Genomic DNA, 26,492 nt, shown 5'->3' on the forward strand with positions numbered 1-26,492 from the left:
TGCGGCAGGGTCAGAAGAGGCGGAGCCTCTTCGCTCCGTGCCCGAGGGGGCGCCAGGGGGCCGCTGCCTCCTCGACTCCGCCGCAATGGCGAGCAACCACGACGGCGGAATCCGGAGGTGCCGAACCGCCCGCACCCCCCACCGCTCACCCCGGCGCCGAGCGCCGGAGCACCTCCGCGCCCAGCACGCCGAGCCCCGCCGCCAGCCACAGACCGCCCACCACCTGGGCGGTCCCCGCCGCCTTGGCGATCACCACGATCACCACCGCCAAACCGGCGAGCGGCACCACCACGTGCCGCGCCAGCCGCGACCGTTTCCGTACCGCGAACCACCCCAGCACCGACAGGTGCAGCAGCCCGAACGCCACCAGTGCCCCCACGTCCACCACGGACACCAGCCGGTCCAGCCCGTCGTCCCGCCGTGCCGCCCACACGGCGGCGCACAGCGTCACGACCGCCGCCCCCAGCACGGCCGGCCGCGGCACCCCGGAGCCCCGGTCCACCTTCGCCAGCAGCACCGGCAGCCGCCGGTCCCGCGCCATGGCGAACAGCAGCCGCCCGGCCGCCGCCTGCCCGGCCAGCGCGGCGAACGCCGCACCGATGGCCTTGCTGAAGGCCACCAGGTCGTGCAGCCACGGACCCGTCGCCGCGTCGACGGTGTCGTAGAACGCCGCCCCCTGACGGGCCGGCTTCGCCGCCAGCTCCTGCGGCGACACCGGCGCGAGCAGCGCGGCCAGGTACGCCTGCAGGACGAACAGCACCCCCGCCACCGCCAGGCACGTCAGCACCGCCCGCGCGACCTTCCCGCTCCCCCCGGCCGACTCCTCCGCGAACGCGGCGATCGCGTCGAAGCCCAGGTACGACAGCACCGCCACCGACACGGCGGCCAGCACCGCGTCCCAGGAGAAGCCGCCCACTCCGCCGAACGGGGACAGCCAGTCGCGCCGGGGCCCGTGCTCCACGAGTGCGACGCACGCCGCGGCCACGAAGACCAGCAGCACCGCGATCTCCATGGCCAGCACCAGGAAACCGACCCGCGCGGCGGCCCGTACGCCCCACAGGTTCAGCGCGGTCGTCACGACCACCGCGAGCGCCGTCCACACCCACTGCGGGACGGACGGGACGAGCGCGTGCAGCGCGATCCCCGAGAAGAGGTAGGCCACGGCCGGGATCAGCAGGTAGTCCAGCATCGCCATCCACCCGGCGACGAACCCCGCGCCCTCGCCGAGCCCCACGCGCGCGTACGCGTAGACCGACCCAGCCTGCGGGGCGACCCGCACCATCTGCGCGTAGGAGAAGGCCGTGAACCCCATCGCGACCGTCGCCACGACGTAGACCAGCGCGACCGCCCCGTGCGACTTCGCGTCGAGCGTGCCGAAGACGCCGACGGGCGCCATGGGGGCGATGAACAGCAGCCCGTAGACGACGAGGTCCCGGAAGCCGAGCTCGCGGCGCAGCCCCCCGGCGGTGCCGGAAACGGGTGATGCGGACGATGCGGACATGCGGTCATCGTCCCCCAGCTGCGGCCCGCGCGCTGTCGGTGCCGCCCCGTACGATGGACGCCATGACCACTCCCACTGCCCGCAAGGTCCTGCTCGCCGCCCCCCGTGGCTACTGCGCGGGCGTGGACCGCGCCGTGATCGCCGTCGAGAAGGCGCTGGAGCAGTACGGTGCGCCCGTGTACGTGCGCCACGAGATCGTCCACAACAAGTACGTCGTGAAGACGCTCGAGAAGAAGGGCGCGATCTTCGTCGAGGAGACGGCGGAGGTGCCCGAGGGCAACATCGTCATCTTCTCGGCGCACGGCGTGGCCCCCGTGGTCCACGAGGAGGCCGAGCGCGGCAGGCTGGCGACGATCGACGCCACGTGCCCGCTGGTCACCAAGGTCCACAAGGAGGCCGTCCGGTTCGCCAAGGAGGACTACGACATCCTCCTCATCGGTCACGAGGGCCACGAAGAGGTCATCGGCACCTCCGGCGAGGCCCCCGACCACATCACCCTGGTCGACGGCCCGGAGGACGTGGCGAACGTCGAGGTCCGCGACCCGGACAAGGTCGTCTGGCTGTCCCAGACCACCCTGTCCGTCGACGAGACGATGGAGACGGTCGACGCCCTCCAGGGCCGCTTCCCCAACCTCCTCTCGCCCCCCAGCGACGACATCTGCTACGCCACGCAGAACCGCCAGATCGCGGTCAAGCAGATGGGCGCCGACGCCGATCTGGTGATCGTCGTGGGCTCGAAGAACTCCTCCAACTCCGTCCGCCTCGTCGAGGTCGCCCTCGGCGCCGGCGCGCGCGACGCGCACCTGGTCGACTACGCCGAGGAGATCGACGAGGCCTGGCTGGAGGGCGTGGGCACGGTCGGCGTGACCTCGGGCGCCTCGGTGCCGGAGATCCTCGTCCAGGGCGTCCTGGAGTGGCTCGCGCAGCGCGGCTTCGAGGACGTCGAGGTGATCACCGCGGCCGAGGAGTCCATCACCTTCTCCCTCCCGAAGGAGCTCCGCCGCGACCTGCGTACGGAGGCCGCGGAAAAGGTGCGGCCGTCCGAGGGGTGACGGTGCCCGTCGGCCCGTAGCGTGGTCGGCATGAACGTATTCGGCGTGGACATCGGCGGATCGGGCATCAAGGGCGCGCCGGTCGACCTGGTGCGCGGCGAGGTGGCGGCGGAGCGCTTCAAGGTGCTCACGCCGCACCCGGCCACCCCGGACGCGGTCGCGGACGGTGTCGCGGAGGTGATGCGGCGCTTCGGCGGGGCGACGGGTCCCGTCGGGGCGACGTTCCCGGGTGTCGTCGTCGGCGGCACGACCCGGACCGCGGCCAACGTGGACAAGGGCTGGATCGGCACGGACGCGGCCGGCCTGCTCGGCGAGCGCCTGGGCGCGCCGGTCACCCTGCTCAACGACGCGGACGCGGCCGGCCTGGCCGAGATGTCCTTCGGCGCCGGACGCGGCCGCAAGGGCACCGTCGTCGTGCTCACCTTCGGCACCGGCATCGGCAGCGCCGTCTTCACCGGCGGCCGGCTGGTGCCCAACACCGAGCTGGGCCACCTGGAGCTCAAGGGCCACGACGCGGAGACCCGCGCCTCCTCCCGGGCCAAGGAGGACGGCGGGCTGACCTGGGAGCGCTGGGCCCGCCGGGTACAGAAGTACCTCGCGCACGTGGAGATGCTCTTCTCGCCCGAGCTCTTCGTCATCGGCGGCGGCGTCAGCCGCAAGGCCGACAAGTTCCTGCCGCTGATCGAGGGGATCAGCGCCGAGATCGTTCCTGCTGCCCTGGAGAACAACGCGGGGATCGTGGGGGCCGCGATGGCCGCTTCCGCTGCTGGAGCCGTTCCCGCCGCCGCACCCTGATCAGCGCGACCCGCCGGTAGAGACCGATGAGCGCGGCGAGCAGGGTGCCCGCGTAGAGCCAGCCGGCCTGCAGCGACAGCACGGTGACCAGGCCCATGATCCGGGCGCCGAGGCCGCCGCCGCTGCTGTTGCTGATCGGCAGTGCGCCGACCGCGAAGGCGATCGGCGCACTCACCGGCGCGGTCAGCACCTCGGCCGGGCGCACCCACAGGGCGCAGCCCGCGCAGGCCAGCAGGAAGCACACGCCGTACGCGACGGGCGAGCCGTCCAGCGTCATGGCGTCGAGCTTGCCGGCGGCCAGCATCACCAGCGCGGTGAGCAGCCCGCTGCCGAGGCCCGTCAGGCGGGCCGGGGGCAGCTGCTCCAGGCGGCGGGGCCGTAGCGGGCGGGTGCGGCCCGGCAGCCGCCGGGCCCGGAAGACCGAGCTGCTCTCGCCCGCTCCCACGGGGACGGCGGGGCGGGGCACCGGTGTGTCGCGGCGGACCTTGCGCTGGGGGGTACGCGTGCTGGGTTGCTCCACGCGACCAAAGTAGGTCGGGGGACCGGGGGAACCCCGGATGGGACACGCCCTTTGACCCCCCTTGGCCGTGCGTTCGGCCGATCCCCCGCAGGGGGCCGGGCCCCGTAGACTGGGGGACCGGCCCGCCCGGGCCGCGAACCTTTGGAAGCTACGGGAAGTCGTCACGTGTCGCTCACGATCGGAATCGTCGGTCTGCCCAATGTCGGCAAGTCGACCCTGTTCAACGCCCTGACCAAGAACGACGTGCTGGCGGCCAACTACCCGTTCGCCACCATCGAGCCCAACGTCGGCGTCGTCGGCGTCCCGGACGCCCGGCTCACCAAGCTGGCGGAGATCTTCGGCTCGCAGAAGATCCTCCCCGCCACGGTCGACTTCGTCGACATCGCCGGCATCGTCCGCGGCGCCTCCGAGGGCGAGGGCCTGGGCAACAAGTTCCTGGCCAACATCCGTGAGTCCGACGCGATCTGCCAGGTCATCCGCGCCTTCAAGGACGAGAACGTCGTCCACGTCGACGGCAAGGTCTCGCCCAAGGACGACATCGAGACCATTAACACCGAGCTGATCCTCGCCGACCTGCAGACCATCGAGAAGGTCCTGCCGCGCCTGGTGAAGGAGTCGCGGATCAAGAAGGACGTGGCCCCGAAGGTCAAGGCCGTCGAGGAGGTCAAGGCGATCCTGGAGGAGGGCACCACCCTGTTCTCCGCCGGCATCGTCCAGGGCACCGAGAAGGCCGAGATCCTGCACGACCTGCACCTGCTGACGGTCAAGCCCTTCCTGTACGTCTTCAACGTCGACGAGGACGAGCTGGCCGACGAGGCCTTCAAGGACGAGCAGCGGGCCCTGGTGGCCCCCGCCGAGGCCATCTTCCTCAACGCCAAGCTGGAGGCCGACCTGGCCGAGCTGGACGACGAGGAGGCCCTGGAGCTCCTCCAGTCCGTCGGCCAGGAGGAGCCCGGCCTGGCCACGCTGGCCCGCGTCGGCTTCGAGACCCTGGGCCTGCAGACCTACCTGACGGCCGGCCCCAAGGAGTCCCGCGCCTGGACGATCCAGAAGGGCGCCACGGCCCCCGAGGCGGCCGGTGTCATCCACACCGACTTCCAGAAGGGCTTCATCAAGGCCGAGGTCATCTCCTTCGCCGACCTGGTCGAAACCGGCTCCGTCGCCGAGGCCCGCGCGGCCGGCAAGGCCCGCATGGAGGGCAAGGAGTACGTGATGGCCGATGGGGACGTGGTGGAGTTCCGCTTCAACGTCTGACGAGCGTATCGCCTGTGAGGGGCCGGACCTTCGGGTCCGGCCCCTTCGCGTTCCCGCCCCCTGACTCCCCCTGACTCCCCCTGACTCCCCGTGACCGCCGCCCCCGCTGCATCGATGCAGAAGTGCTCCCGGTGCGTGCTCCCTGCATGTGCCGACGGTTCTCAACTACGCACCGCCCACCTGCAATTCACCACATCCGGTGATTCCTTGGCCTAGAGTTGCGCTCCGCAACCGACGGTTGCCAAGCTGTTGCGGACTGTCAACCCCTTGGGAGTGGACGTGGCATTCGGTGACCAGCCCGCATACCTCCGTGTGGCCGGCGATCTGCGCCAGAAGATCGTGGCGGGCGAGCTGCCGCCGCACACCCGGCTCCCCTCCCAGGCGAGGATCCGGGAGCAGTACGGCGTCTCGGACACGGTGGCCCTGGAGGCCCGCAAGGTCCTGATGGCCGAGGGCCTGGTCGAGGGGCGTTCCGGGTCGGGGACGTACGTCCGCGAGCAGCCCGTGCCGAGGGCCGTGGTGCGCACGGGGTATCGCGCGCTCGGGGACTCGACGCCCTTCCGCCAGGAGCAGGCCGACGAGCGGGTCGGCGGCACCTGGGAGTCGCGCAGCGAGCAGAGCATGGCGGACGCGGGCATCGCGCGGCGGCTGCGGATCACGCCCGGGGACCGGGTGATGCGTACGCATTATCTGTTCCGCTCCGCGGGCGAGCCCGTGATGCTCTCCACGTCCTGGGAGCCCCTGACGGTCACGGGGCGTACACCCGTGATGCTGCCCGAGGAGGGGCCGCTGGCGGGCCGCGGGGTGGTCGAGCGGATGGCCGCCATCGATCTGGTGGTGGACAACGTCACCGAGGAGGTGGGCGCCCGGCCGGGGCTCGCGGAGGAGACGCTGGCGCTGGGCGGGGTGCCCGGGCACTGCGTCCTGGTGGTCTCGCGGACGTACTTCGCGGGCGGCTGTCCGGTCGAGACGGCGGACGTGGTGATGCTCGCCGAGCGCTATCGCGTCGCTTACCACCTTCCGGTGAAGTAGTGGTGACGTGCACATGAACTGACTTTGGAGTCAGGTTCCAGGGTCCCGGAATCCTCTTGTCATGGTCCGTACCAGCGGGTAGGAACAGCCCCTTATGTCCGGGTTCGTCCCGGTGTGGAAGAGGCTCTTTCGGTGTTGCAAAACTCACAGACGCCCAGGTCAGAGCCATTTTGCGGAACCAAGTCGGCGAAATCGCTCGTACGATGGCGCGGTTTGTGTCCTGCCGTGGGGGAGTAGAAAGAAAAGGAGATCCGGGGCGTTGAGTACCGAAGCGGGTTCCCACTCCAGTAATTACCGCCGGACGCTCGGTCCGGTGGCCCTGACGGCCGTCGGCCTCGGGTCCATCATCGGCTCCGGCTGGCTGTTCGGCGCCCAGCGCGCCGCGGCCATCGCCGGTCCTGCGGCGATCCTCGCCTGGGTCATCGGAGCGGCCGTCGCACTGACCATTGCGCTCACCTACAGTGAGCTGGGCGCGATGTTCCCGAAGGCCGGCGGCATGGTCCGCTACGGCCAGCTCTCGCACGGCTCGCTCGCCGGCTACCTGGCGGCCTGGGCCAACTGGATCGCGATCGTCTCCGTCATCCCCGGCGAGGCGACCGCCTCCGTGCAGTACATGAGCTCCTGGAAGTGGGACTGGGCCAAGTCGCTCTACGACGGCAAGGAGCTGACCGGCAGCGGTGTCGCGCTGGCCTCCGTGCTGCTGCTCTTCTACTTCTTCCTCAACTGGTTCGCGATCTCCCTGTTCGCGAAGACCAACAACGCGATCACGGTCTTCAAGGTCGTCGTCCCCGCGCTCACCGCGGGCGCGCTGATGATGTCGCACTTCGACACGCACAACATCGAGTCGGCCGGCGGCTTCACCCCGAACGGCTGGAGCTCGGTCTTCACCGCGGTCGCGCTCTCCGGCATCGTCTGGGCGTTCAACGGCTTCCAGTCCCCGCTGAACATGGCCGGCGAGGCCCGCAACCCGGGCAAGTCGCTGCCGAAGGCCGTCATCGGCTCGATCCTCATCGCGCTGGTCATCTACATCGCGCTGCAGGTCGCCTTCCTGATGGCCGTCCCGTCCTCCGACCTGGCCCAGCACGGCTGGTCCGGCCTCGGCACGATCTACAAGTCGCCGCTGGCCGACCTGGCCATCGCCTGGGGCCTGAACTGGCTCGCGATCGTGCTGTACGCGGACGCCTTCATCTCCCCGTCCGGCACCGGCATGATCTACGCCGCCACCACCTCCCGGATGGTCCAGGGCGTCCAGGAGAACGGCCACCTGCCCGGCGTCTTCGGCAAGGTCGACAAGAAGACCGGCGTCCCGCGCCCGGCCCTGCTGCTCAACCTGGGTGTCGCCTTCATCTTCCTGGCCGTCTTCCGCGGCTGGGGCTCGCTCGCCGAGATCGTCTCGGTCGCGACCGTCATCTCGTACATCACCGGCCCCGTCGCCGTGATGTCGCTGCGCCGCATCGCCCCGGGCATCAAGCGCCCGGTCATGCTGCGCGCGATGCCCGTCATCGCCCCCATCGCGATGACCTTCGGCTCCCTGGTGCTCTACTGGGCCCGCTGGCCGCTCACGGGCAAGGTCATCCTGATCATGGCCGTTGGCCTGCCGATCTGGGCCTGGTACGAGCTGCGCAAGCCGTGGGCCGAGCTCAAGCCGCACCTGCAGGCCGGCGTCTGGATGATCGCCTACCTGCTCGTGATGGCCGCGGTCTCCTGGGCCGGCGGCACCGAGTTCGGCGGCAAGGGCTACCTTGCGGCCGGCTGGGACATCGCGGTCGTCGTCGTGATCGCCCTCGCCTTCTACGTGTGGGGCGTGCGCAGCGCGTGGCGCAACCCGACCCTTGTGGAGACCGAGAAGGAGATGCTCGCCGCCGAGGAGGCCGAGGAGGCCGCCGCGGCGGAGGGCGAGAAGGTCAAGTAAGACCGCATGCGGCCACCCTCGGTGGCCAAATGCGTACCTCTTCGTGAAAACCCGTATCCGCTGCGTAAAGGTCGGGCGTACGCTCGGGCATATGCGGACTGCGGTTTCTTCGGGAGGCGCCGAAGGGCGTGCGCCGGTGCGCGCAGCTTCGGCGGGAGGGCAGGGGCGATGAATGACTCCGGACCGGTCCTGCCCTGGCTGGTGATCCGCCAGGACGAGAACGGCAACCGCTACCGCGTCGGGCGCTATGCGACCCGGACGGAGGCCGAGCGCGTTGCCGACCGGCTGGACGCCCATGGCAACCGGCAGCTCTACATCGTGGAGCGGGTGGGCCGGGCGGTCTCGTAGCCCGTGCGCCCCGCCGGCATCCGACTTCCCCGTGCCCCCTGAGGGCGCGGGGAAGTTCTGCTGTGACCGCCTAGACTCTCCCCTCATGGCTACGGTGCGTGTGGTGGTGGGCGGAGCGGTCTTCGACCGGGGGCGGCTGCTGGCCGCGCGACGCAGCGCCCCGCCCGAGCTGGCCGGCCGCTGGGAGCTGCCCGGCGGCAAGCTGGAGCCCGGCGAGACGCCCCAGGAGGCGCTCGTGCGGGAGCTGCGCGAGGAACTGGGCATCGAGGCCGAGCCGCTGGAGCCCATCGCCGGGGAGTGGCCGCTGAAGCCCGGGTACGTCCTGCAGGTGTGGACGGCCCGGCTGTTGTCGGGCGAGGCCCGGCCGCTGGAGGACCACGACGAACTGCGCTGGCTCACCCCCGACCGCGTCGACGAGGTCGACTGGCTGGACCAGGACCGCCCCGCGGTGGCCGCCGCCGCGCGGCTGCTGGAGAAGCTGCCCCGGTGAAGCGGTGGGGGATCCGCACGGCGAAGGGTCCCCACTACGCCGAACGTGGCATGCTCCGCGGACGGACGCCGCAGAACACGATAGGCCGCCCCCCATACCGGGTATGTGCTGATTATTATCCCCAAAGCCGGTCATACCGGCGGGGTCGCAGCGGTCTGGGAAGTGGTCGGCGTGAGCGACAGCGCAGGGACCCTGGCTTCGACGCCCGGATTCGCCGAGTGGACCTTTCCCGCCGAGGCCGGCGCCGTGCGGACCGCGCGCACCCTCGTCCGCGACACCCTGCGGGAATGGGGCCTCGACGCGGTCACGGACGTGACGGTCCTGCTGGTCAGCGAGCTGGTCACCAACTCCCTGCGGTACGCCAGCGGTCCCATCGGCGTCCGGATGTACGCACATGCCGGCCCCACCCTGCTCGTCGAGGTCTCCGACCCCGTGCCCGCCCCGCCCCGCGAACGCCCGGCGGGCGCCGACGACGAGGGCGGCCGCGGACTCCAGCTCGTCGCCCTGGCCTCGCGGCGCTGGGGCACCCGGCCCGCCACTACCGGCAAAACGGTGTGGTTCGAGCTGAGCTTGCCGAGTTCCTGACACGGGGAGAAGACATAGCGGGTTGAGACCGTGCTGTGATCGTGAAGTCCGTGTTCCGAGGGCCTGCCGTGCTGGATACTCGGCCTTCTGATGCCGGTGCGAGCACATGAGCCGGAGGGGACGGGCACGTGAGCGAAAAGCCAGCGGGTACTGCAGCGGGCGGTCCGGAGGGTACGGGCGCCACGGCGATGTGGCAGAACAGTCCGCCCGGTTCCCTCTACGACCACATCCGTGTGGCGTCGTTCTCGCTGGGCCCCGACGGGCGGATCGAGCAGTGGAGCGAGCGGGCCGCGGAACTGTTCGGCATAGCGGCCCGGCAGGCCGTCGGCAGGGATCCGCTGGACGTGCTCGCCCCCGCACCGGCCGCGCGCCGCAGGCCGCTGACCGACACCCCGTTCCTGGGCGACGGCGGCCTCGACGGGCGCGCCTGGACCGGCCTGGTGCCCTATCAGCGCGGCGACGGCGGCGGCCCTCGGCAGGGCCTGGCCGAGATCTATGTGATGCCCAGTGAGAACCGGCGCGGCGAGCGCGCGGCGCTCTGTGTGGCCGTCGATGTCAGGGCGTTGCGCGGAATAGAGACCGACATTGCCGCTTCGGAAGCCGTTTTCGGCCAATCTCCGCTCGGCTTCTTCTTCGTCGGTACGGACTTGACCCTGCTGCGCGTCAACGAGAGTTTCGCCCAGGCCTTCGGCCGCCCCGCCGACTGGCACCGCGGCCGCACCCCGCACGACTTCCTGCCCCGCATCGAGGCCGAGCGGCTGACGGCCGCGCTGCGCCAGGTCCTCGACACCGGAAAGCCGGTGGCGGACCTTCAGCTCGTCGGGCCCGTGCCCGGCCGGCACGAGCGGCGCCGCTGGTCGGTGTCGCTGTACCGGCTGCACAGCGGCAGCGGGCGGCCGATCGGGGTGGCCGCGATCGCCGCCGACGTCACCGGGCGGCGCCGGGCGGAGCGCGAGGCCGCGGGGGTGCGCCGCAACCTCGCGCTGCTCAACGAGGCGGGCGCGCGCATCGGCAACTCGCTGGACCTGGAGACCACCGCCCGCGAACTGCTGGACGTCGCCGTCCCGCAGTTCTGCGACCTCGCCTCCGTCGACCTCTACCAGGGCCTGCTCGTCGGCGACGAGGCGCCGCCCGGACTCGCCGACGGCAGCGGCGAGCTGCGGCGCGTCGCCTACTCCAGCGCGGTCTCCGGGGTGCCGGTCGACGCGGACTGCAAGTCCGTCCAGGTCGGCGAGGTGCACCGGTACCCGTTCCACTCACCCTGCGCCCAGGCGCTGCGCACCGCCCACGTGCAGAACGTCCCCTGCCGTGTGAGCGAGGAGGGCGGCCCGGAGCTGGGCGCCGTCGTGCAGTCCACGCTGGCGGTGCCGATGGTCGCCCGGGACACGGTGGTGGGGCTGGCCCAGTTCTCCCGTACGAAGGGCAGCGAGCCGTTCGGCGAGCGCGACACCGCCCTCGCCGTCGAGCTGGCGGCCCGCGCGGCCGTCTGCATCGACAACGCCCGGCTCTACCGGCGCGAGCACGAGCGGGCCCTGATCCTCCAGCGCAGCCTGCTGCCCCCGGGCGACCCGGAGGCCGCGGGCCTCGACATCGCCTGCCGCTACCTGCCCGGCAACGCGGCCACGGAGATCGGCGGTGATTGGTTCGACGTCATCGAGCTGCCCGGGCACCGCACCGCCCTGGTCGTCGGCGACGTCATGGGACGCGGCCTGCGGGCGGCCGTCGCCATGGGCGAACTGCGCACCGCCGTGCGCACGTTGGCCATGCTCGACCTGGAGCCCGCCGAGGTGCTCTCCGCGCTCGACGAGATCGCCCACGGCCTCGGCCGCCCCGGCGGCAAGCAGTCCGCCCCGCGCGGAGTGCGCGGCAGCATCCGGCCCTCCGACCTCTCCGAGGTCTACCTGGCCACCTGCGTCTACGCGGTCTACGACCCGGTCACCCGGCGCTGCACGGTGGCCAACGCCGGGCACCTGCCGCCCGTCCTGGTCGAGGAGGGCGAGCCGGCGATGCTGCTGGACGTGCCGCCGGGCATGCCGCTGGGCGTCGGGGGCGAGCCCTTCGAGGAGACGGTCGTCGAGCTCCCCGAGGGTGCGCTGCTCGCCCTCTACACCGACGGCCTGGTCGAGTCCCGGGACCACCCGTTGGACGAGGGCCTGGAGGCCTTCCGCGAGGCCCTGCACGATCCGGGCCGGCCGCTGGAGGACGTCTGCGACCACGTGCTGGGCGCCCTCGACACCCACCACGGCGAGGACGACATCGCCCTGCTCATGGCCAAGGTCCGCGGCCTGCCGGCGGACCGGGTCGGCGACTGGACCCTGCCGCCCGAGCCGCGCTCCGTCGCCCGCGCCCGCGAACTGGCCCGCGACCAGCTGACGGCCTGGGAGCTGGACGGCCTCGTCGACACCACCGAGCTGCTGGTCAGCGAGCTCGTCACCAATGCGCTCCGCTATGGCGAAGGGGAGATCCGGTTGCGGCTGTTGCTGGACCGGACGCTGGTGTGCGAGGTGTGGGACGGGGGCTTGGTGCAGCCGAGGCGCCGTCGGGCGCGCGATACCGACGAGGGCGGTCGTGGGCTTCAGCTGGTCGGCCTGCTGAGTGCGGCCTGGGGGAGCCGGCGGATTCCTCGGGGCAAGACCGTGTGGTTCGAATTGGCGTTGCCGGACGGGGGGTCGGCTCCGCCGGATGCGGTTGAGGCGTTGCTGAGCCTGTACTGAGGGCGGTGGGTACGTGCGGGTTGTCGTTGGCCGGTCGCGCAGTTCCCCGCGCCCCTTACGGGGGCGCGATGCAACACCGCGCCCCGAAGGGGCGCGGGGAACTGCGCGACCAGCCACGGACGGCCTGCAGTCGAACCGCACTTCAAGGCCCCAGCCGCCCCCTCGTCGACCCGCCTCCGAAGGACGGTGGCAGGAGGCCCGTGAGGATGATGCCGCCCATGAGGGCCGCGCCCACGCCGTGGGTGGGGGTGGCGTAGTCGGCCACGTCGCGTTCGGCCAGGGTGCGGGCCTGGACCGCCAGGGCCAGGGCGGCCACGGGGTCGCCGCGGGCCAGGGTCAGGCGGCGTTCCGCCTCGGCCAGCAGGGTGCGGGCCCGGCAGCCGACCGCGCCCCGGTGGGTGGCGACGAAGTCCCGCGCGGCGGCGGCCTCGCCGCGGGCGGCCTCCAGCGGGTCGAGGACCCGGATCACCTCGCGCGGGTCGCGCGTGCCGTCCGCCATGGTGCGGAGCGCGGCGTGCAACCGGGCCGTGGCGCCGGTGAGTTCGCGGACGTGCCGGAGCGCGGCCGTGACCAGGGTGCGGGCCTGGGAGAGGGCGGCCTCGGCGGCGCGGAGGGAGACGACGGCCTGTTCCGCGTCGCCGCCGGTCAGGGCGGCACGGGCCTCGGTGAGTGCGGCGCCGGCGAAGACGAGGCGGGCGCGGGCCTCGGCCGGGTGGCGGGCGACGGGGGCGAGGGCGGCGTCCGGGCAGTGCGCGGCGACGGCCGCCAGCGCCGCCTCGGCGGTGCGCAGGCGCGGGGCCAGGGCGCGGGCCGCGGCCTCGGCCCGTACCAGCAGCATGCCGGCGTTGGCGCGTATGCCGCGGAGCCGGTCGAAGGCGGCGGACTCGGCGTCCAGGCGGCGGTTGGCGCTGGTGCAGCGGGAGCAGATGCCGTCGAGGGCGTGCCGCCGGGCGTCCTCGTCCTCGTACGGCGCGTCGTCCAGCTGCCGGCGGAGCCGGAAGGCGTCGGCCAGTTCGCCGCGGGCCCAGTCCACGGCCTCGGCGAAGGGGCGGGTCGCGGCCGGGCCCAGCTGGACGGTCGCGAAGTGGAGCTCCTCGGCGCTGGTGCGGACCGCGTCGTCGGTGTCGACGAGGTTCCGGCAGGCCTCCGAGTCGAGTTCGGACAGCGGGGTCAGCGGCTGGGCCATCCGGGCGAGCCCGAGCGGGGTGGCCGTGGAGACCAGCGGGTACGCATCCTCCTCCGCCAGGTATTCGGCCGCGCGGCGGCGCCGGGCGGCGCGGCGCGAGGCGAGGTAGAGCCCGCCCAGGCACAGGCCGCCGCCCCCGGCCACGGGGACCCAGACCCGGCGGTCGCCGGGCAGCAGCCCGTCCCCGCCGGGGTCGCTGCTGCCGGGCAGGATGAGCGGGGTGCGGACGGGCTCGCCGCGCAGCACGGCGCGGTAGCCGTCGGCGGCGCCGATGGCGGCCCCGGCCCAGTCGTGCTCCTTGAGGGCGGGGGAGATGGCCAGGGCGGCCACGGCGGAGAGCTGGTCCTGCCGGAAGCCGGAGTCCTCGGCGGCGGAGACGGCGTACTGGCGGCCGGAGGTGGAGATGGCGAGCAGGACGTCGTGCGGCCCGAGACCGTTGCGGTCGGCGGTGGCGTCGGCCCAGTCGTGGGCGCCCCGGCCGGAGAAGTCGTGGACGTAGGTGACGTACAGCTGGACGTGCTGGGTGGCGTGCAGCCGGTCCAGGGCGGCCTCGACCTGGCCGCGGCGGTGCCCGAGGGCGCCGACGGTGTCGGTGATGCGGCCGCCGGAGTCCAGGTCGAGCGGGGTGTCGGCGCGGGCGGACGCGGCGGGGAGGAACAGGGCGCACAGCGCGGAGAGGGCGCCGACCAGGGCCATGCCGGGGAGCGCCGCGGACCGTGCGTACCGCGTCGGAAGCCGCGTCACATTTTGGAGCGTATGACCGGAATCGCCGGTCCGCTACCGCTGGCAGCTGTGCGGTTGCTGTGAGTGGTCGTGTGCGCCCCCGGCCCGTCCTGCCCGAGTCCTACCTGCTCCGTCGCCCGATCTTGCTGCCCAGCCAGACCAGCGGGTCGTAGCTGCGGTCCACCACCCGCTCCTTGAGCGGGATCAGCGCGTTGTCCGTGATGCGGATGTGCTCCGGGCACACCTCCGTGCAGCACTTGGTGATGTTGCAGTAGCCGAGCCCGTGCTCCTCGCGCGCCCCGCGCTTCCGGTCGGTGCCCGTCTCCTCCGCCGCGTCCAGCGGGTGCATGTCCAGCTCCGCGATCCGCATCAGGAAGCGCGGCCCCGCGAACACCTCCTTGTTCTCCTCGTGGTCGCGGACCACGTGGCAGGTGTTCTGGCACAGGAAGCACTCGATGCACTTGCGGAACTCCTGCACCCGGTTGACGTCCTCCTGCATCATCCGGTACTCGCCCGCCTTCACCCCGGGCGGCGGGACGAAGGACGGGATCTCGCGGGCCTTGGCGTAGTTGTACGAGACGTCCGTGACCAGGTCGCGCAGCACCGGGAAGGCCCGCATCGGGGTCACCGTGATCGTCTCCGCGGGATCGAAGACGGACATCCGCGTCATGCACATCAGCCGCGGGCGCCCGTTGATCTCCGCGCTGCACGAACCGCACTTGCCCGCCTTGCAGTTCCAGCGGACGGCCAGGTCAGGGGCGGTGGTGGCCTGGATGCGGTGGACGATGTCGAGGACGACCTCCCCCTCGTGCACGTCCACCTCGTAGTCGACGAGGCCGCCGCCCTCGGCGTCACCCCGCCACACCCTGAAGCGGCCCTGGTAGGTCATGAGGTGAGCTCCTCGTCCGTCAAGTACTTGACCAGCTCTTCCTTCTCGAACAGCGCCAGCAGGTCCGGACGCATCGGCGGCATGTCCTGCCGCTCCAGCCGGATCCGCCCCAGCGCCGGGTCCACCGCGGCTCCGACGGCTCCGTCGGCGAGCCGGCACATCAGATTGATCCGCCGCCACTGCCGGTCCATCTGCGGGTGGTCGTCGCGCGTGTGACCGCCGCGGCTCTCGGTGCGCTCCAGGGCCGCCCGCGCCACGCACTCGCTGACCAGCAGCATGTTGCGCAGGTCCAGGGCCAGGTGCCAGCCGGGGTTGAACTGCCGGTGCCCCTCGACCCCGGCCCGCCGGGCGCGGGCCCGCAGGGCGTCCAGGCGGCGCAGCGCCTCCGCCATCTCGGCCTCCCGGCGGATGATCCCCACCAGGTCGTTCATCGACTGCTGCAGTTCCTGGTGGACGGAGTACGGGTTCTCCGGGCCCTGCGCGGGGTCCTGCTCCGCGCCCTCCGCGCCGAACGGGCGCAGCGCCTCCGCCTCCGCCAGCTCCACGTCCGCGTCCGAGACCGCGGGCCGGTCCGCGGCGCCGAACGCGGCCGCGTACTCCGCCGCATAGAGCCCGGCCCGGCGGCCGAACACCAGCAGGTCCGAAAGGGAGTTGCCGCCGAGGCGGTTGGAGCCGTGCAGGCCGCCGGCCACCTCGCCGGCCGCGAAGAGGCCCGGGACCCCGACTGCCTCCGCGGTGTCGGGCTCGACCTCGACGCCGCCCATCACGTAGTGGCAGGTGGGGCCGACCTCCATGGGCTCGGCGGTGATGTCCACGTCCGCCAGCTCCTTGAACTGGTGGTGCATGGAGGGGAGTTTGCGGATGATCGCGTCGGCCGGCATCCGGGTGGAGACGTCCAGGAAGACCCCGCCGTGCGGGGTGCCGCGCCCGGCCTTGACCTCGGCGTTGATGGCGCGGGCCACCTCGTCGCGGGGGAGCAGCTCGGGCGGGCGGCGGTTGTGGTCGGGGTCCTCGTACCAGCGGTCGGCCTCGGCCTCGGTGTCGGCGTACTTCTCGCGGAACACGTCCGGGATGTAGTCGAACATGAACCGGTTGCCGTCGCTGTTGCGCAGCACCCCGCCGTCGCCGCGCACGGACTCGGTGACCAGGATGCCCTTGACGGACGGCGGCCAGACCATGCCCGTCGGGTGGAACTGCACGAACTCCATGTTGACCAGCCGCGCCCCGGCGAGCAGCGCCAGGGCGTGTCCGTCGCCGGTGTACTCCCAGGAGTTGGAGGTCACCTTGAAGGACTTGCCGATGCCGCCGGTGGCCAGCACCACGGAGGGGGCCTCGATGGCGAAGAAGCGGCCGGACTCGCGCTCGTAGCCGAAGACGCCGGCGACGCGGTCACCCTCCTTCAACACCCTTGTCACCGTGCACTCCTGGAAGACCTTCAGCCGGGACTCGTAGTCGCCGGTCTCCTTGTGGTCCTCCTGCTGCAGGGAGACGATCTTCTGCTGGAGGGTGCGGATGAGCTCCAGGCCCGTGCGGTCGCCGACGTGGGCCAGCCGCGGGTACTCGTGCCCGCCGAAGTTGCGCTGGGAGATCATCCCGCGGTCCGTGCGGTCGAAGACCGCGCCCCAGGTCTCCAGCTCCCACACCCGGTCGGGCGCCTCCTGGGCGTGCAGCTCGGCCATCCGCCAGTTGTTGAGGAACTTGCCGCCGCGCAGGGTGTCCCGGAAGTGGACCTTCCAGTTGTCCTTGGAGTTGACGTTGCCCATGCAGGCCGCGATGCCGCCCTCGGCCATCACCGTGTGCGCCTTGCCGAACAGCGACTTGCAGATCACCGCGACCCGCAGCCCCCGCTCCCGCGCCTCGACGGCGGCCCGCAGCCCGGCGCCGCCGGCGCCCACCACGACCACGTCCCAGGACTGCCGCTCCACCTGTGTCATCGAAAAATGGCCCCTGTTCTGGAAGTCCTGGTCGTCCTAGAAGAACCGCGGGTCGTCGAAGGCGCCGCTCGCGATCAGGTACACGTAGAAGTCCGCCACGGCCACGCTGACCAGGGACGCCCAGGCGAGCTGCATATGGCGGGCGTTGAGCCGGCTGACCCAGCCCCACAGGCGGTAGCGCACCGGGTGCCGCGAGAAGTTCCGCAGCCGTCCGCCGACGATGTGCCGGCAGGAGTGGCAGGAGGCCGTGTACGCCCAGATCAGCGCGATGTTGACGAGCAGGACGAGGGTGCCGAGGCCCATGTGGCCCCACTCGCCGGCCGCGTTCCGGAAGCCCAGCACGGTGTCGTAGGTGAGGATCCCCGCGACGATCACCGCGAAGTAGAAGAAGTAGCGGTGGATGTTCTGCAGGATCAGCGGGAAGCGGGTCTCCCCGGTGTACCGCCCGTGCGGCTCGGGCACCGCGCAGGCCGCGGGCGCGGCCCAGAAGCCCCGGTAGTAGGCCTTGCGGTAGTAGTAGCAGGTGAGCCGGAAGCCCAGCGGGAAGATGAGGACCAGCAGCGCGGGCGACAGCCCCCACCAGGCCCCGAACACCCCCCAGTCCGCACCGCCCTTCATGGGCACGCAGTTCTCCGCGAGGCAGGGCGAGTAGAACGGCGAGACGTAGGGCGCCGCGTAGTAGTGGTCGCCGGCGAACGCGCGCCACGTCGAGTACACGACGAACGCCAGCAGCCCGGCGGCCGTCGCGGCGGGCGCCAGCCACCAGCGGTCGCGCCGCAGGTGGCGCTCGGGGATCGCGGCGCGCGAGGAGTGGTGGACGCCGCCCCGAGCGGGGCGCGCTCCGGTGCCGGCGGCTCGGGGATCGGTACCAGTGGCCAAGGCGGACTCCGGGAGGAGTGGGCGGACGGTTCGGTGTCGGTGCCCGGCCCGGCTACGGGGCGCGGCGGTCGCGCGCGCCCAGACCCTCGTCGTCGGCGTCCCGCCACAGCGAGGCGTCGTACGGGGCGTCCGGGACCGGCACCGGGACCATGGCGGGGCGCAGGCTCTCGGCGGGCTGGGCCCCGCGCAGCAGGGCGACGCTCTCGCGCAGGTGGTCGGCGTCGGTGCGCACCCGCCGTACGTCCAGCGGGTCCCGGCCCAGCTGCTGCTCCAGCCGGCCCAGTGCGCGGTTCAGCTCGTCCAGGCTGCGCTGGACCGAGGTCAGGTCGTCTTTGACGGACATGGTGTGCCCTCACTTCCGCGTCGGCGGTTGCGGGTGGCGGCGCAGATGCGACAGAGAGTGTCGCGCGTCACACCCCTTCAGGGGAAGATAGCCGTCCCGATCTCGCCTTCGCGGGAGCGCTTTCCCCTTGCGCGTCAGGGTGACGGTGCGGTCCCGCGGAAACGTTCGTCCAGGCGGGTGGCGTGCGGGCCGGCGGCGACGTGTCGGCGGGTCTTCGCCGGAACCGTCGCCTTCAGTGGGCGGCGAGCAGCGGCCGCATGCGCCGGCTGCGAACGATCTCGGCCCGCCCCGCGGAGGTAGCGCCCATGTCCGTCCGCACCCGGTCGTCCCGTGCCCGCCGCTGCGTCACGCTGCTCGCGGCGGGCGCGCTGCTCCCGCTGCCGCTCCTGGCCGGCTGTTCCTCCGGCGGGCCCGACGCCTCCGACGGGGTCGCGGCCGCCCGGGACATCGCCGTCGCCGCGCGCGCCAAGGTTGCCGACAAGGGCACTCTGACCTGGGCCGTCGATGCCCTGCCCACCACCTTCAACACCTTCCAGGCCGACGCCGACGCCAGCACGCAGCGGGTCGCCGGGGCCGTGCTCCCCGCCCTGTTCACCCTCGACGCGCACGGCCGTCCGCAGCGCAACCCCGACTTCCTGCAGTCCGCCGAGGTCGTCCGGCGCGAGCCCCACCAGGTGGTGCTCTACAAGCTCAACCCGAACGCCGTGTGGAGCGACGGGAGCGCCGTCACCGCGGCCGACTTCGAGGCCCAGGCCAAGGCGCTGCACGGCAAGGACAGCGCGTACTGGACGGCCCGCAACGCCGGCTACGACCGGATCGAGCGCGTCGAGCGCGGTGCCGACGCCCACGAGGTCAAGGTCACTTTCGCGAAGAGCTATGCCGACTGGCCCTCCCTCTTCACCCCGCTCTACCCGAAGTCCGTGATGGGCACCCCGACCGGGTTCAACGACTCCGCGCGCAAGGAACTGGCGCTCGCTGCCGGGCCGTTCCGGGTCGGCAGCCGCGACGAGGACCAGGGCACTCTCACCCTCGTGCGGAACCCCAAGTGGTGGGGCGACCGGGCCAGGCTGGACCGGCTCGTGCTGCGCGTGGTGCCGCGCGAGCAGCGGGCCGAGGCGCTCGCGAGCGGCAAGGCGGACCTCGCCGAGATCACCTCCGACATCGCCACGCGCATTGCGAAGGCGAACATGCCGCCGAAGAAGGACAAGGCCGGGAAGCCGGTCAAGCCGTCCGACCCGCAGCTGCGCGGGCTCGTCGTCCGCAAGTCCCTGGAGCCCGCCTACACGCAGCTCGCCCTGAACGGCGCCTCCGGGCCGCTCGCCGACGAGCGCGTGCGGCGCGCCGTCGCCCGGGCCATCGACCGCCGGGCCATCGCCGAGTCCGTCCTGCGGCCGCTCGGGCTGCCCGCCGAGCCGCTCGGCAGCCATGTGCTCGTCGCCGGGCAGGAGGGCTACCAGGACAACAGCGACGCGATCGGCGGCATGGACCCGCGGGCGGCCATGGCCCTGCTCGCCGACGCCGGCTGGAAGGAGGGGCAGCCGCCCCGGAAGAAGCCGGCCGAGGCGGCGGAGGACACCACCAAGGAGCTGCGGGACGACCGGAACGACGGCTCCTCCTCCGGCAAGGGCGTGGCCTCGCCCGTCCGCCTCAAGGACGGCAAGAAGCTCGCCCTCCGCTTCGTCCTGCCGAAGGGGTCGGGGACGGAGTCCCTGCGGGCCGTCGGCGACCGGATCGCCCGCCAGCTGGAGGCGGTCGGCATCCGCACGGAGATCACCAAGGTCGAGGACGCGGGCTACTTCAAGGACCACATCGCCTCCGGCGACTTCGACCTGGCCCTCTACTCCTGGCCCGCGAGCGCCTACCCGGCGACCGACGCGCGGCCGATCTTCGCCAAGCCGCAGCCGGCCACGGACGGGTCGCTGACCGTCGAGCAGAACTACACGCGGGTCGGCACCGACCAGATCGACCGGCTCTTCGACCAGGCGTCGAGCGAGCTGGACGAGGACGCGTCGCGCGACCTGGTCACGCGGGCGGACGCGCGGATCTGGGCGGCGGCCGGGTCGATCCCGCTGTACCAGCGGCCGGAACTGGTGGGTGCGCGCAGCACTGTCGTGAACGCGGGAGCCTTCGGTCTGGCGACGCCTCGGTATCAGGACATGGGGTTCCGGCGCTGAGTGGGGTGCTGCGGGCCGTATGTGGCTGGTCGCGCCCACGCGGCGGAGCCGCATGTTCAGCAGGGCCCCGCGCCCCTTACGGGGCGTAACCCCAGGTCAGAGCCCCCGGAAAGCCAAATCGGCGGCGCACCCGTACCATGGAGTGAGGCCGTGGCGTTGATCTGCCCGGCGGGCGCGCGTACCGGACCGTACGCGCCGCCATCCACGATTCCGGGAGAAGCGCCGCAAGTATGCCCACGCGCCACGACATTCGAAACGTCGCCATCGTCGCCCACGTCGACCACGGCAAGACGACCATCGTCGACGCCATGCTCAAGCAGGCCGGTGCCTTCGCGGCGCATCAGCTGGAGTCGGTCGACGACCGTGTCATGGACTCCAACGACCTGGAGCGTGAGAAGGGCATCACGATCCTCGCCAAGAACACGGCGGTGAAGTATCACCCCAAGGACGGCGGGGCCCCGATCACGATCAACATCATCGACACCCCCGGCCACGCCGACTTCGGTGGCGAGGTCGAGCGCGGTCTGTCGATGGTGGACGCGGTCGTGCTGCTCGTCGACGCCTCCGAGGGCCCGCTGCCGCAGACCCGCTTCGTGCTCCGCAAGGCGCTCCAGCAGCGGAAGCCGGTCATCCTGTGCATCAACAAGACGGACCGCCCGGACTCCCGCATCGACGAGGTCGTCAACGAGACCTACGACCTCTTCCTCGACCTGGACGCCGACGAGGACCAGATCGAGTTCCCGATCGTCTACGCCTGCGGCCGTGACGGCATCGCCTCGCTGACCAAGCCGGAGGACGGCACCGTCCCCGCGGACAGCACCAGCCTGGAGCCGTTCTTCTCCACCATCCTGGAGCACGTCCCGGCCCCGACGTTCGAGGAGGACGCGCCGCTCCAGGCCCACGTCACCAACCTCGACGCCGACAACTTCCTCGGCCGTATCGCGCTGCTCCGCGTCGAGCAGGGCGAGCTGCGCAAGGGCCAGTCCGTGGCCTGGATCAAGCGCGACGGCTCGGTCGCCAACGTCCGCATCACCGAGCTGATGATGACCGAGGCGCTCACCCGCAAGCCGGCCGAGGTCGCCGGCCCCGGTGACATCTGCGCGGTCGCCGGTATCCCCGACATCATGATCGGCGAGACCCTGGCCGACCCGGAGAACCCGGTCGCGCTGCCGCTGATCACGGTCGACGAGCCCGCGATCTCCATGACCATCGGCACCAACACCTCCCCGCTGGTCGGCCGTGGCGGCACGGGCAAGGGCGCGGACGCCAAGGCGGCCGTCAAGGACCGCAAGGTCACCGCCCGCCAGGTCAAGGACCGCCTGGACCGCGAGCTCATCGGCAACGTCTCGCTCCGCGTGCTGGACACCGACCGCCCCGACGCCTGGGAGGTCCAGGGCCGTGGTGAGCTCGCGCTCGCCATCCTGGTCGAGCAGATGCGCCGCGAGGGCTTCGAGATGACCATCGGCAAGCCGCAGGTCGTCACCAAGCAGGTCGACGGCAAGACCTACGAGCCCGTCGAGCGCATCACCATCGACGTGCCCGAGGAGCACATGGGTGCGGTCACGCAGCTCATGGGCACCCGCAAGGGCCGCATGGACAACATGTCCAACCACGGCTCCGGCTGGGTCCGCATGGAGTTCGTCGTCCCGTCCCGCGGCCTCATCGGCTTCCGTACGGAGTTCCTGACGAACACCCGCGGTACCGGTATCGCCCACTCCATCCACGAGGGCCACGAGCCGTGGTTCGGCGAGCTGAAGACCCGTAACAACGGTTCGCTGGTCGCCGACCGCGCCGGTGCCGTCACCGCCTTCGCGATGACGAACCTCCAGGAGCGCGGCGTGCTCTTCACCGACCCGGGCACCGAGGTGTACGAGGGCATGATCGTCGGCGAGAACTCCCGCGCCGACGACATGGACGTCAACATCACCAAGGAGAAGAAGCTCACCAACATGCGCTCTTCTTCGGCCGATTCCTTCGAGGCGATCGTGCCGCCGCGCAAGCTGTCGCTGGAGCAGTCCCTGGAGTTCTGCCGCGACGACGAGTGCGTCGAGGTGACCCCGGAGGCGGTCCGCATCCGCAAGGTCGTCCTGGACCAGAAGGAGCGCGGCCGTACCGCGTCGCGTGCCAAGCACGGCTGAGCCAGGGGTAATTGAGTAACGCAAGGCCCGGAATCTCCGCTTCCAGAGCGGGGATCCCGGGCCTTCTGCATACCCGGATATCGGACGCGGGATCCCGGATGCCGTGTTAACGGTCCGTTTCGTAGGTGTCTGTCTGGGTGGCATTTGTCTGGATTGTCAACCTTTTTCTGGCCTCGATGTGACCAAAGCGAAACCCTTTAAGTGTGGTTTACAGGCCGCAGTTACTTAATAGTTGGGTTCACTGAGCTCGGGTCAATGGGTCAAGCGCTGTGGGGAGCGCCGACTCGCGAGCACACTCGAGGTGCCGGTTCCCGCTCCGCTGTCAGGGGTGTCAGCGGGGGACCGGCGCCTCACTTGTAGTGATAGTGGACTCAAGAGGAGGCGAACCCATGCGCGGTGCCAAGAGCGCCAAGTGGGCTGCATGCGCAATAGTCGTGGCGATGGCCGCGACTGCCTGTGGCGGCGACAAGAAGGACGGGGCGTCCGGTGACCCGGACGCCAAGGGGATCTTCACCTACCAGTCGACGGAGCCGCAGAACCCGCTGCAGCCGGCCAACGGCAATGAGGTCGGCGGCGGTCGTGTCCTCAAGAGCATCTTCCGTGGTCTGACGCAGTACGCGCCCAAGGACGGGTCGCTGAAGATGGCCGTGGCGGACAAGATCGAGACCACGGACTCCCAGCACTTCACCGTCACGCTGAAGCCCGGTTGGACCTTCCAGAACGGCGAGCCGGTGACGGCCTCCTCGTTCGTCGACGCCTGGAACTGGGGCGCCAACACCAAGAACGCGCAGCTGAACAGCTCCTGGTTCGCCGACATCAAGGGTTACGACGACGTCCACCCGGAGAAGGGCGACCCGACGGCCGACAAGATGTCGGGCCTGGTGGTCAAGGACGACAAGACCTTCACCGTCGAGCTCAAGCAGCCGGTCTCGTACTGGCAGTACAAGACGGGTTACCCGGCCCTCTCCCCGCTGCCGAAGGAGTTCTACAAGGACCCCAAGGCGTTCGGCCAGAAGCCGATCGGCAACGGCCCCTACAAGGTGGAGAAGTGGGACCACAACACGCAGATCTCCCTGCGTGCGTGGGACGGTTACAAGGGTGACGACAAGCCGAAGAACGGCGGCGTCGACTTCAAGTTCTACCTGAAGGGCGAGGCGGCCTACGCCGACCTGCAGTCCAACAACCTCGACGTGCTGGACATGGTCCCGCCGTCCAGCCTCACCAAGTACAAGCAGGACCTCGGCGACCGCGCCGTGGACCAGCCGATGGCGACGATCCAGATGATCGGCTTCGCCATGTACAACAAGGACTGGGACGGCGTCGACAAGGCCAAGGTCCGCCAGGGCCTGTCCATGGCCATCGACCGCGACACCATCACCAAGACGGTGCTGCAGGGCTCCCGCAAGCCCGCCAACAGCTTCCTCACCCCGGGCATCCTCGGCTACGACCCGAACGCCAAGAACGAGCTGCTGCAGTTCAACCCGGAGAAGGCCAAGCAGTACGTCAAGGACGGCGGCGGCGTCCCGGGCAACAAGATCACTATCCTCTACAACAGCGACGGCAACCACAAGCCGTGGGTCGACGCGGTCTGCAACTCCATCACCAAGACGCTCGGCGTCGCCTGCGAGGGCAACCCGAAGCCGGACTTCAAGACCTCGCGCGACCTGATCACCAGCAAGAAGCTGGGCGCCGGTGACATGTTCCGCACCGGCTGGCAGGCCGACTACCCGCACATCGCGAGCTTCCTCGCCGACGTGTACCGCACGGGTGCCGCCTCCAACGACTCCGGCTACAGCAGCAAGGAGTTCGACGACCTCGCGAACGAGGCCGACAAGGCCAAGACGCCCGAGGAGTCGGCGAAGCTGTACCAGAAGGCCGAAGAGGTCCTCTTCAAGGACATGCCGCAGATCCCGCTGTGGAACTACGAGTCGAACGCCGGCTACTCCACGCACGTCAAGGACGTGACGTACGACTGGATCGGCGACCCGGTCTGGACCGACGTCCAGGTTCTCAAGAAGTAGTTCACACACCGGCGTTCCGTCCCCTGCGCCCACCGCCGGGGACGGTTGAACCGGTCGCACGGCAGGCGGTCGGCGGGTTCCGGGAGGACCCTCCGGCCGCCGCCGTGCCGACCGCATTGGAGGCACGATGGGGCGTTATATCCTGCGACGCCTGCTCCAGATGATCCCGGTGTTCATCGGCACCACATTGATCATCTTCCTTGCGGTGTACGCCCTCCCGGGCGACCCCGTGAAGGCGCTCTTCGGCGACAAGGCCGCCGACCCGGCCACCGTGGCCCGGCTCAAGCACCAGTACGGACTCGACAAGTCGCTGATCGAGCAGTACTGGACGTATCTCACCAACCTGTTCCAGGGCGACCTCGGCATCAGCTTCCAGCAGCGCGAGGTGTCCGACATCCTCGGTGACGCGATTCCCGTCACCATCCAGCTCGCGCTCGTGGCCTTCGCCCTGGAGGCCGTCTTCGGTGTCGCCCTCGGCCTGCTGACGGGCCTCAAGCGGGGCAAGATCGTGGACCAGATCGTCCTCGTCCTGACCCTGCTGGTCATCTCGATCCCGATCTTCGTGATCGGCTACCTCGCGCAGGTCTACATCGGGACGAAGTGGGGCCTCGTCAATCCCACGGTCACGGATTCCAACGACATCACGCAGCTGATCCTCCCCGGCATCGTGCTCGGCTCGGTCTCGCTCGCGTACGTCTCCCGGCTCACCCGCACCAGCGTGGTCGAGAACATCCGGTCCGACTACATCCGCACCGCGGTCGCCAAGGGCCTGCCCCGCCGCCGCGTCGTCGGCGTGCACCTGATGCGCAACTCCCTCATCCCGGTGGTGACGTTCCTCGGGACCGACCTCGGCGCCCTGATGGGCGGCGCGATCGTCACCGAGGGCATCTTCAACGTCAAGGGCGTCGGCAACACGCTCTACAAGGCCATCACCGGGGCCGACGGCCCGCTGGTCGTCGGGACCGTGACCTTCCTGGTCGTCGTGTACCTGATCGCGAGCCTCCTGGTCGACCTCCTCTACGCCGTTCTGGACCCGAGGATCCGCTATGCCTGAGCTGAACGACACCACAACGGCCCTGGCATCGGCGACCGTTCCGTCCGCCGGCTCCGGCGGTGCGGCTCCGGAGAAGCCCAAGAAGGAAGTCTCCAACAGCCTCTGGGCCAACGCCTGGCGGGATCTGCGCCGCCGGCCGGTCTTCATCGTCTCCGCGGTCATCATCCTGCTGCTGCTGGCCATCTCGGCCTTCCCCGGCTGGTTCACCGACGCCGACCCGAAGCCGGGCGACCTGACGCACTTCCTCCAGAAGCCCAACCTCAGCCACATCGGCCAGGTGGACTGGTTCGGTTACGACGCCCAGGGCCGCAGCATCTACGCGCGTGTCATCTACGGTGCCCGCGCCTCGATCATCGTCGGCGTCGTCACCACCGCGATCGTCACCGTGCTCGGCATGTTCGTCGGCATGGTCGCCGGCTACTTCGGCGGCTGGATCGACGCCGTGCTCTCCCGGCTCACCGACATCTTCTCCGGTGTGCCGATCCTGCTCGGCTCCCTGGTCATCCTGCAGGCGTTCACCGGCCGCACGGCCTGGACCGTCTCGGCGGCCATCGGCGTCCTGGGCTGGACCCAGATCACCCGCGTCATGCGCGGTGCGGTGATGACCGTCAAGCAGGCGGACTACGTCCAGGCCGCCCGGGCCCTCGGCGCGGGCAGCGGCCGGATCCTGCTGAAGCACGTCCTGCCCAACTCCGTCGCGCCGGTCATCGTGGTGGCGACGATCTCCCTCGGCATGTACATCTCGCTCGAGGCGACCCTGTCCTACCTCGGCATCGGCATCCAGAACGGCATCTCGTGGGGCGGCGACATCTCCGACGGCTCGGAGCAGATCCGCAACGCGCTGCACGTCCTGCTCTTCCCGGCAGGCTTCCTGAGCGTGACCGTGCTGGCGTTCATCATGCTCGGCGACGCGGTGCGCGACGCCCTCGACCCCAAGCTGCGCTGAGG

General features: G+C 71.0%; 21 protein-coding genes. 14 read left to right on the plus strand and 7 right to left on the minus strand.

Annotation, left to right across the window (positions count from 1 at the left end; all coding sequences use genetic code 11):
• Positions 1–145 precede the first annotated feature (145 nt).
• Complete coding sequence (locus ACLHRZ_RS11720; protein WP_490418291.1) at positions 146–1,501, minus strand: APC family permease; 1,356 nt, start codon at positions 1,499–1,501, stop codon at positions 146–148.
• Positions 1,502–1,554: 53 nt separating this feature from the next.
• On the opposite strand from ACLHRZ_RS11720, the gene ACLHRZ_RS11725 reads away from it, so the two are divergent.
• Together ACLHRZ_RS11725 and ppgK are read left to right on the plus strand one after the other, a co-directional pair.
• The gene (locus ACLHRZ_RS11725; RefSeq protein WP_490418292.1) at positions 1,555–2,553 is read left to right on the plus strand and encodes a 4-hydroxy-3-methylbut-2-enyl diphosphate reductase; all 999 of its coding nucleotides are present in this window, start codon (positions 1,555–1,557) and stop codon (positions 2,551–2,553) included.
• 30 nt (positions 2,554–2,583) lie between these two features.
• Positions 2,584–3,348 carry a polyphosphate--glucose phosphotransferase gene (gene ppgK / locus ACLHRZ_RS11730; RefSeq protein ID WP_490418293.1) on the plus strand — a complete coding sequence of 255 codons (765 nt, stop codon included), beginning with the start codon at positions 2,584–2,586 and terminating at the stop codon, positions 3,346–3,348.
• On the opposite strand, the gene ACLHRZ_RS11735 is transcribed toward ppgK, so the two are convergent.
• Positions 3,245–3,868, minus strand: a complete 624-nt coding sequence (locus tag ACLHRZ_RS11735; RefSeq protein WP_490418294.1) for a DUF6542 domain-containing protein — start codon at positions 3,866–3,868, stop codon at positions 3,245–3,247. The genes ppgK and ACLHRZ_RS11735 overlap by 104 nt on opposite strands.
• A gap of 165 nt (positions 3,869–4,033) precedes the next feature.
• Between ACLHRZ_RS11735 and ychF the strand changes: the two genes are divergently transcribed.
• The 7 genes from ychF to ACLHRZ_RS11770 all read left to right on the plus strand — a co-directional run bounded on the left by ychF (position 4,034) and on the right by ACLHRZ_RS11770 (position 12,203).
• Positions 4,034–5,122, plus strand: a complete 1,089-nt coding sequence (ychF, locus tag ACLHRZ_RS11740; RefSeq protein WP_490418295.1) for a redox-regulated ATPase YchF — start codon at positions 4,034–4,036, stop codon at positions 5,120–5,122.
• A gap of 279 nt (positions 5,123–5,401) precedes the next feature.
• Positions 5,402–6,154 (plus strand): GntR family transcriptional regulator, encoded by a 753-nt coding sequence (locus ACLHRZ_RS11745; protein WP_490418296.1) that lies wholly within the window; start codon positions 5,402–5,404, stop codon positions 6,152–6,154.
• A 259-nt stretch (positions 6,155–6,413) separates the two neighbouring features.
• Complete coding sequence (locus ACLHRZ_RS11750; RefSeq protein WP_490418297.1) at positions 6,414–8,066, plus strand: APC family permease; 1,653 nt, start codon at positions 6,414–6,416, stop codon at positions 8,064–8,066.
• A 168-nt stretch (positions 8,067–8,234) separates the two neighbouring features.
• Positions 8,235–8,414, plus strand: a complete 180-nt coding sequence (locus tag ACLHRZ_RS11755) for an SPOR domain-containing protein (protein WP_490418298.1) — start codon at positions 8,235–8,237, stop codon at positions 8,412–8,414.
• An 85-nt stretch (positions 8,415–8,499) separates the two neighbouring features.
• Entirely contained in the window at positions 8,500–8,904 is a 405-nt protein-coding gene (locus tag ACLHRZ_RS11760) for a (deoxy)nucleoside triphosphate pyrophosphohydrolase (RefSeq protein WP_490418299.1), read from the plus strand.
• 162 nt (positions 8,905–9,066) lie between these two features.
• Entirely contained in the window at positions 9,067–9,489 is a 423-nt protein-coding gene (locus ACLHRZ_RS11765) for an ATP-binding protein (protein ID WP_490418465.1), read from the plus strand.
• 188 nt (positions 9,490–9,677) lie between these two features.
• Positions 9,678–12,203, plus strand: coding sequence for a SpoIIE family protein phosphatase (locus ACLHRZ_RS11770; protein WP_490418466.1), 2,526 nt, complete (start codon positions 9,678–9,680; stop codon positions 12,201–12,203).
• A 142-nt stretch (positions 12,204–12,345) separates the two neighbouring features.
• Here the strand turns inward: ACLHRZ_RS11770 and ACLHRZ_RS11775 are convergent, their stop codons facing one another.
• The 5 genes from ACLHRZ_RS11775 to ACLHRZ_RS11795 form a co-directional block, all read right to left on the minus strand.
• Positions 12,346–14,133 carry a TPM domain-containing protein gene (locus ACLHRZ_RS11775; RefSeq protein ID WP_490418300.1) on the minus strand — a complete coding sequence of 596 codons (1,788 nt, stop codon included), beginning with the start codon at positions 14,131–14,133 and terminating at the stop codon, positions 12,346–12,348.
• Positions 14,134–14,233: 100 nt separating this feature from the next.
• Complete coding sequence (locus ACLHRZ_RS11780; RefSeq protein WP_490418301.1) at positions 14,234–15,001, minus strand: succinate dehydrogenase/fumarate reductase iron-sulfur subunit; 768 nt, start codon at positions 14,999–15,001, stop codon at positions 14,234–14,236.
• Positions 14,998–16,935 carry a fumarate reductase/succinate dehydrogenase flavoprotein subunit gene (locus ACLHRZ_RS11785; RefSeq protein ID WP_490418302.1) on the minus strand — a complete coding sequence of 646 codons (1,938 nt, stop codon included), beginning with the start codon at positions 16,933–16,935 and terminating at the stop codon, positions 14,998–15,000. Before ACLHRZ_RS11785 ends, ACLHRZ_RS11780 begins: the two co-directional genes overlap by 4 nt.
• Before the next feature lie 36 nt (positions 16,936–16,971).
• Complete coding sequence (sdhC, locus tag ACLHRZ_RS11790; RefSeq protein WP_490418303.1) at positions 16,972–17,814, minus strand: succinate dehydrogenase subunit SdhC; 843 nt, start codon at positions 17,812–17,814, stop codon at positions 16,972–16,974.
• A 52-nt stretch (positions 17,815–17,866) separates the two neighbouring features.
• Positions 17,867–18,157, minus strand: coding sequence for an Rv0250c family protein (locus ACLHRZ_RS11795; RefSeq protein WP_390776325.1), 291 nt, complete (start codon positions 18,155–18,157; stop codon positions 17,867–17,869).
• Positions 18,158–18,462: 305 nt separating this feature from the next.
• Here ACLHRZ_RS11795 and ACLHRZ_RS11800 point away from each other — a divergent pair, with 305 nt between their 5' ends.
• The 5 genes from ACLHRZ_RS11800 to ACLHRZ_RS11820 all read left to right on the plus strand — a co-directional run bounded on the left by ACLHRZ_RS11800 (position 18,463) and on the right by ACLHRZ_RS11820 (position 26,490).
• Positions 18,463–20,331 carry an ABC transporter family substrate-binding protein gene (locus ACLHRZ_RS11800; RefSeq protein ID WP_490418304.1) on the plus strand — a complete coding sequence of 623 codons (1,869 nt, stop codon included), beginning with the start codon at positions 18,463–18,465 and terminating at the stop codon, positions 20,329–20,331.
• A 230-nt stretch (positions 20,332–20,561) separates the two neighbouring features.
• Entirely contained in the window at positions 20,562–22,469 is a 1,908-nt protein-coding gene (gene typA / locus ACLHRZ_RS11805; protein ID WP_490418305.1) for a translational GTPase TypA, read from the plus strand.
• 389 nt (positions 22,470–22,858) lie between these two features.
• A complete protein-coding gene (locus ACLHRZ_RS11810; protein WP_490418306.1) occupies positions 22,859–24,490 on the plus strand; it encodes a peptide ABC transporter substrate-binding protein in 1,632 nt (543 codons plus the stop codon).
• A 127-nt stretch (positions 24,491–24,617) separates the two neighbouring features.
• A complete protein-coding gene (locus ACLHRZ_RS11815) occupies positions 24,618–25,544 on the plus strand; it encodes an ABC transporter permease (RefSeq protein WP_490418307.1) in 927 nt (308 codons plus the stop codon).
• Positions 25,537–26,490, plus strand: a complete 954-nt coding sequence (locus tag ACLHRZ_RS11820; protein ID WP_490418308.1) for an ABC transporter permease — start codon at positions 25,537–25,539, stop codon at positions 26,488–26,490. The genes ACLHRZ_RS11815 and ACLHRZ_RS11820 overlap by 8 nt, the downstream gene beginning before the upstream one ends.
• The last annotated feature ends 2 nt before the right edge of the window (positions 26,491–26,492 follow it).

It is taken from the genome of Streptomyces sp. AM25, from assembly GCF_058146165.1.

Bases quoted from the DNA above. Each gene is read 5' to 3' on its own strand.
- ACLHRZ_RS11760 (WP_490418299.1), top strand. From the start codon at position 8,500: ATGGCTACGGTGCGTGTGGTGGTGGGCGGAGCGGTCTTCGACCGGGGG.
- ACLHRZ_RS11810 (WP_490418306.1), top strand. From the start codon at position 22,859: ATGCGCGGTGCCAAGAGCGCCAAGTGGGCTGCATGCGCAATAGTCGTG.
- ACLHRZ_RS11720 (WP_490418291.1), bottom strand. From the start codon at position 1,501: ATGTCCGCATCGTCCGCATCACCCGTTTCCGGCACCGCCGGGGGGCTG.
- ppgK (WP_490418293.1), top strand. From the start codon at position 2,584: ATGAACGTATTCGGCGTGGACATCGGCGGATCGGGCATCAAGGGCGCG.
- ACLHRZ_RS11755 (WP_490418298.1), top strand. From the start codon at position 8,235: ATGAATGACTCCGGACCGGTCCTGCCCTGGCTGGTGATCCGCCAGGAC.
- ACLHRZ_RS11770 (WP_490418466.1), top strand. From the start codon at position 9,678: ATGTGGCAGAACAGTCCGCCCGGTTCCCTCTACGACCACATCCGTGTG.
- ACLHRZ_RS11795 (WP_390776325.1), bottom strand. From the start codon at position 18,157: ATGTCCGTCAAAGACGACCTGACCTCGGTCCAGCGCAGCCTGGACGAG.
- ACLHRZ_RS11815 (WP_490418307.1), top strand. From the start codon at position 24,618: ATGGGGCGTTATATCCTGCGACGCCTGCTCCAGATGATCCCGGTGTTC.
- ACLHRZ_RS11725 (WP_490418292.1), top strand. From the start codon at position 1,555: ATGGACGCCATGACCACTCCCACTGCCCGCAAGGTCCTGCTCGCCGCC.
- typA (WP_490418305.1), top strand. From the start codon at position 20,562: ATGCCCACGCGCCACGACATTCGAAACGTCGCCATCGTCGCCCACGTC.
- ACLHRZ_RS11820 (WP_490418308.1), top strand. From the start codon at position 25,537: ATGCCTGAGCTGAACGACACCACAACGGCCCTGGCATCGGCGACCGTT.
- ACLHRZ_RS11780 (WP_490418301.1), bottom strand. From the start codon at position 15,001: ATGACCTACCAGGGCCGCTTCAGGGTGTGGCGGGGTGACGCCGAGGGC.
- ACLHRZ_RS11785 (WP_490418302.1), bottom strand. From the start codon at position 16,935: ATGACACAGGTGGAGCGGCAGTCCTGGGACGTGGTCGTGGTGGGCGCC.
- ACLHRZ_RS11800 (WP_490418304.1), top strand. From the start codon at position 18,463: ATGTCCGTCCGCACCCGGTCGTCCCGTGCCCGCCGCTGCGTCACGCTG.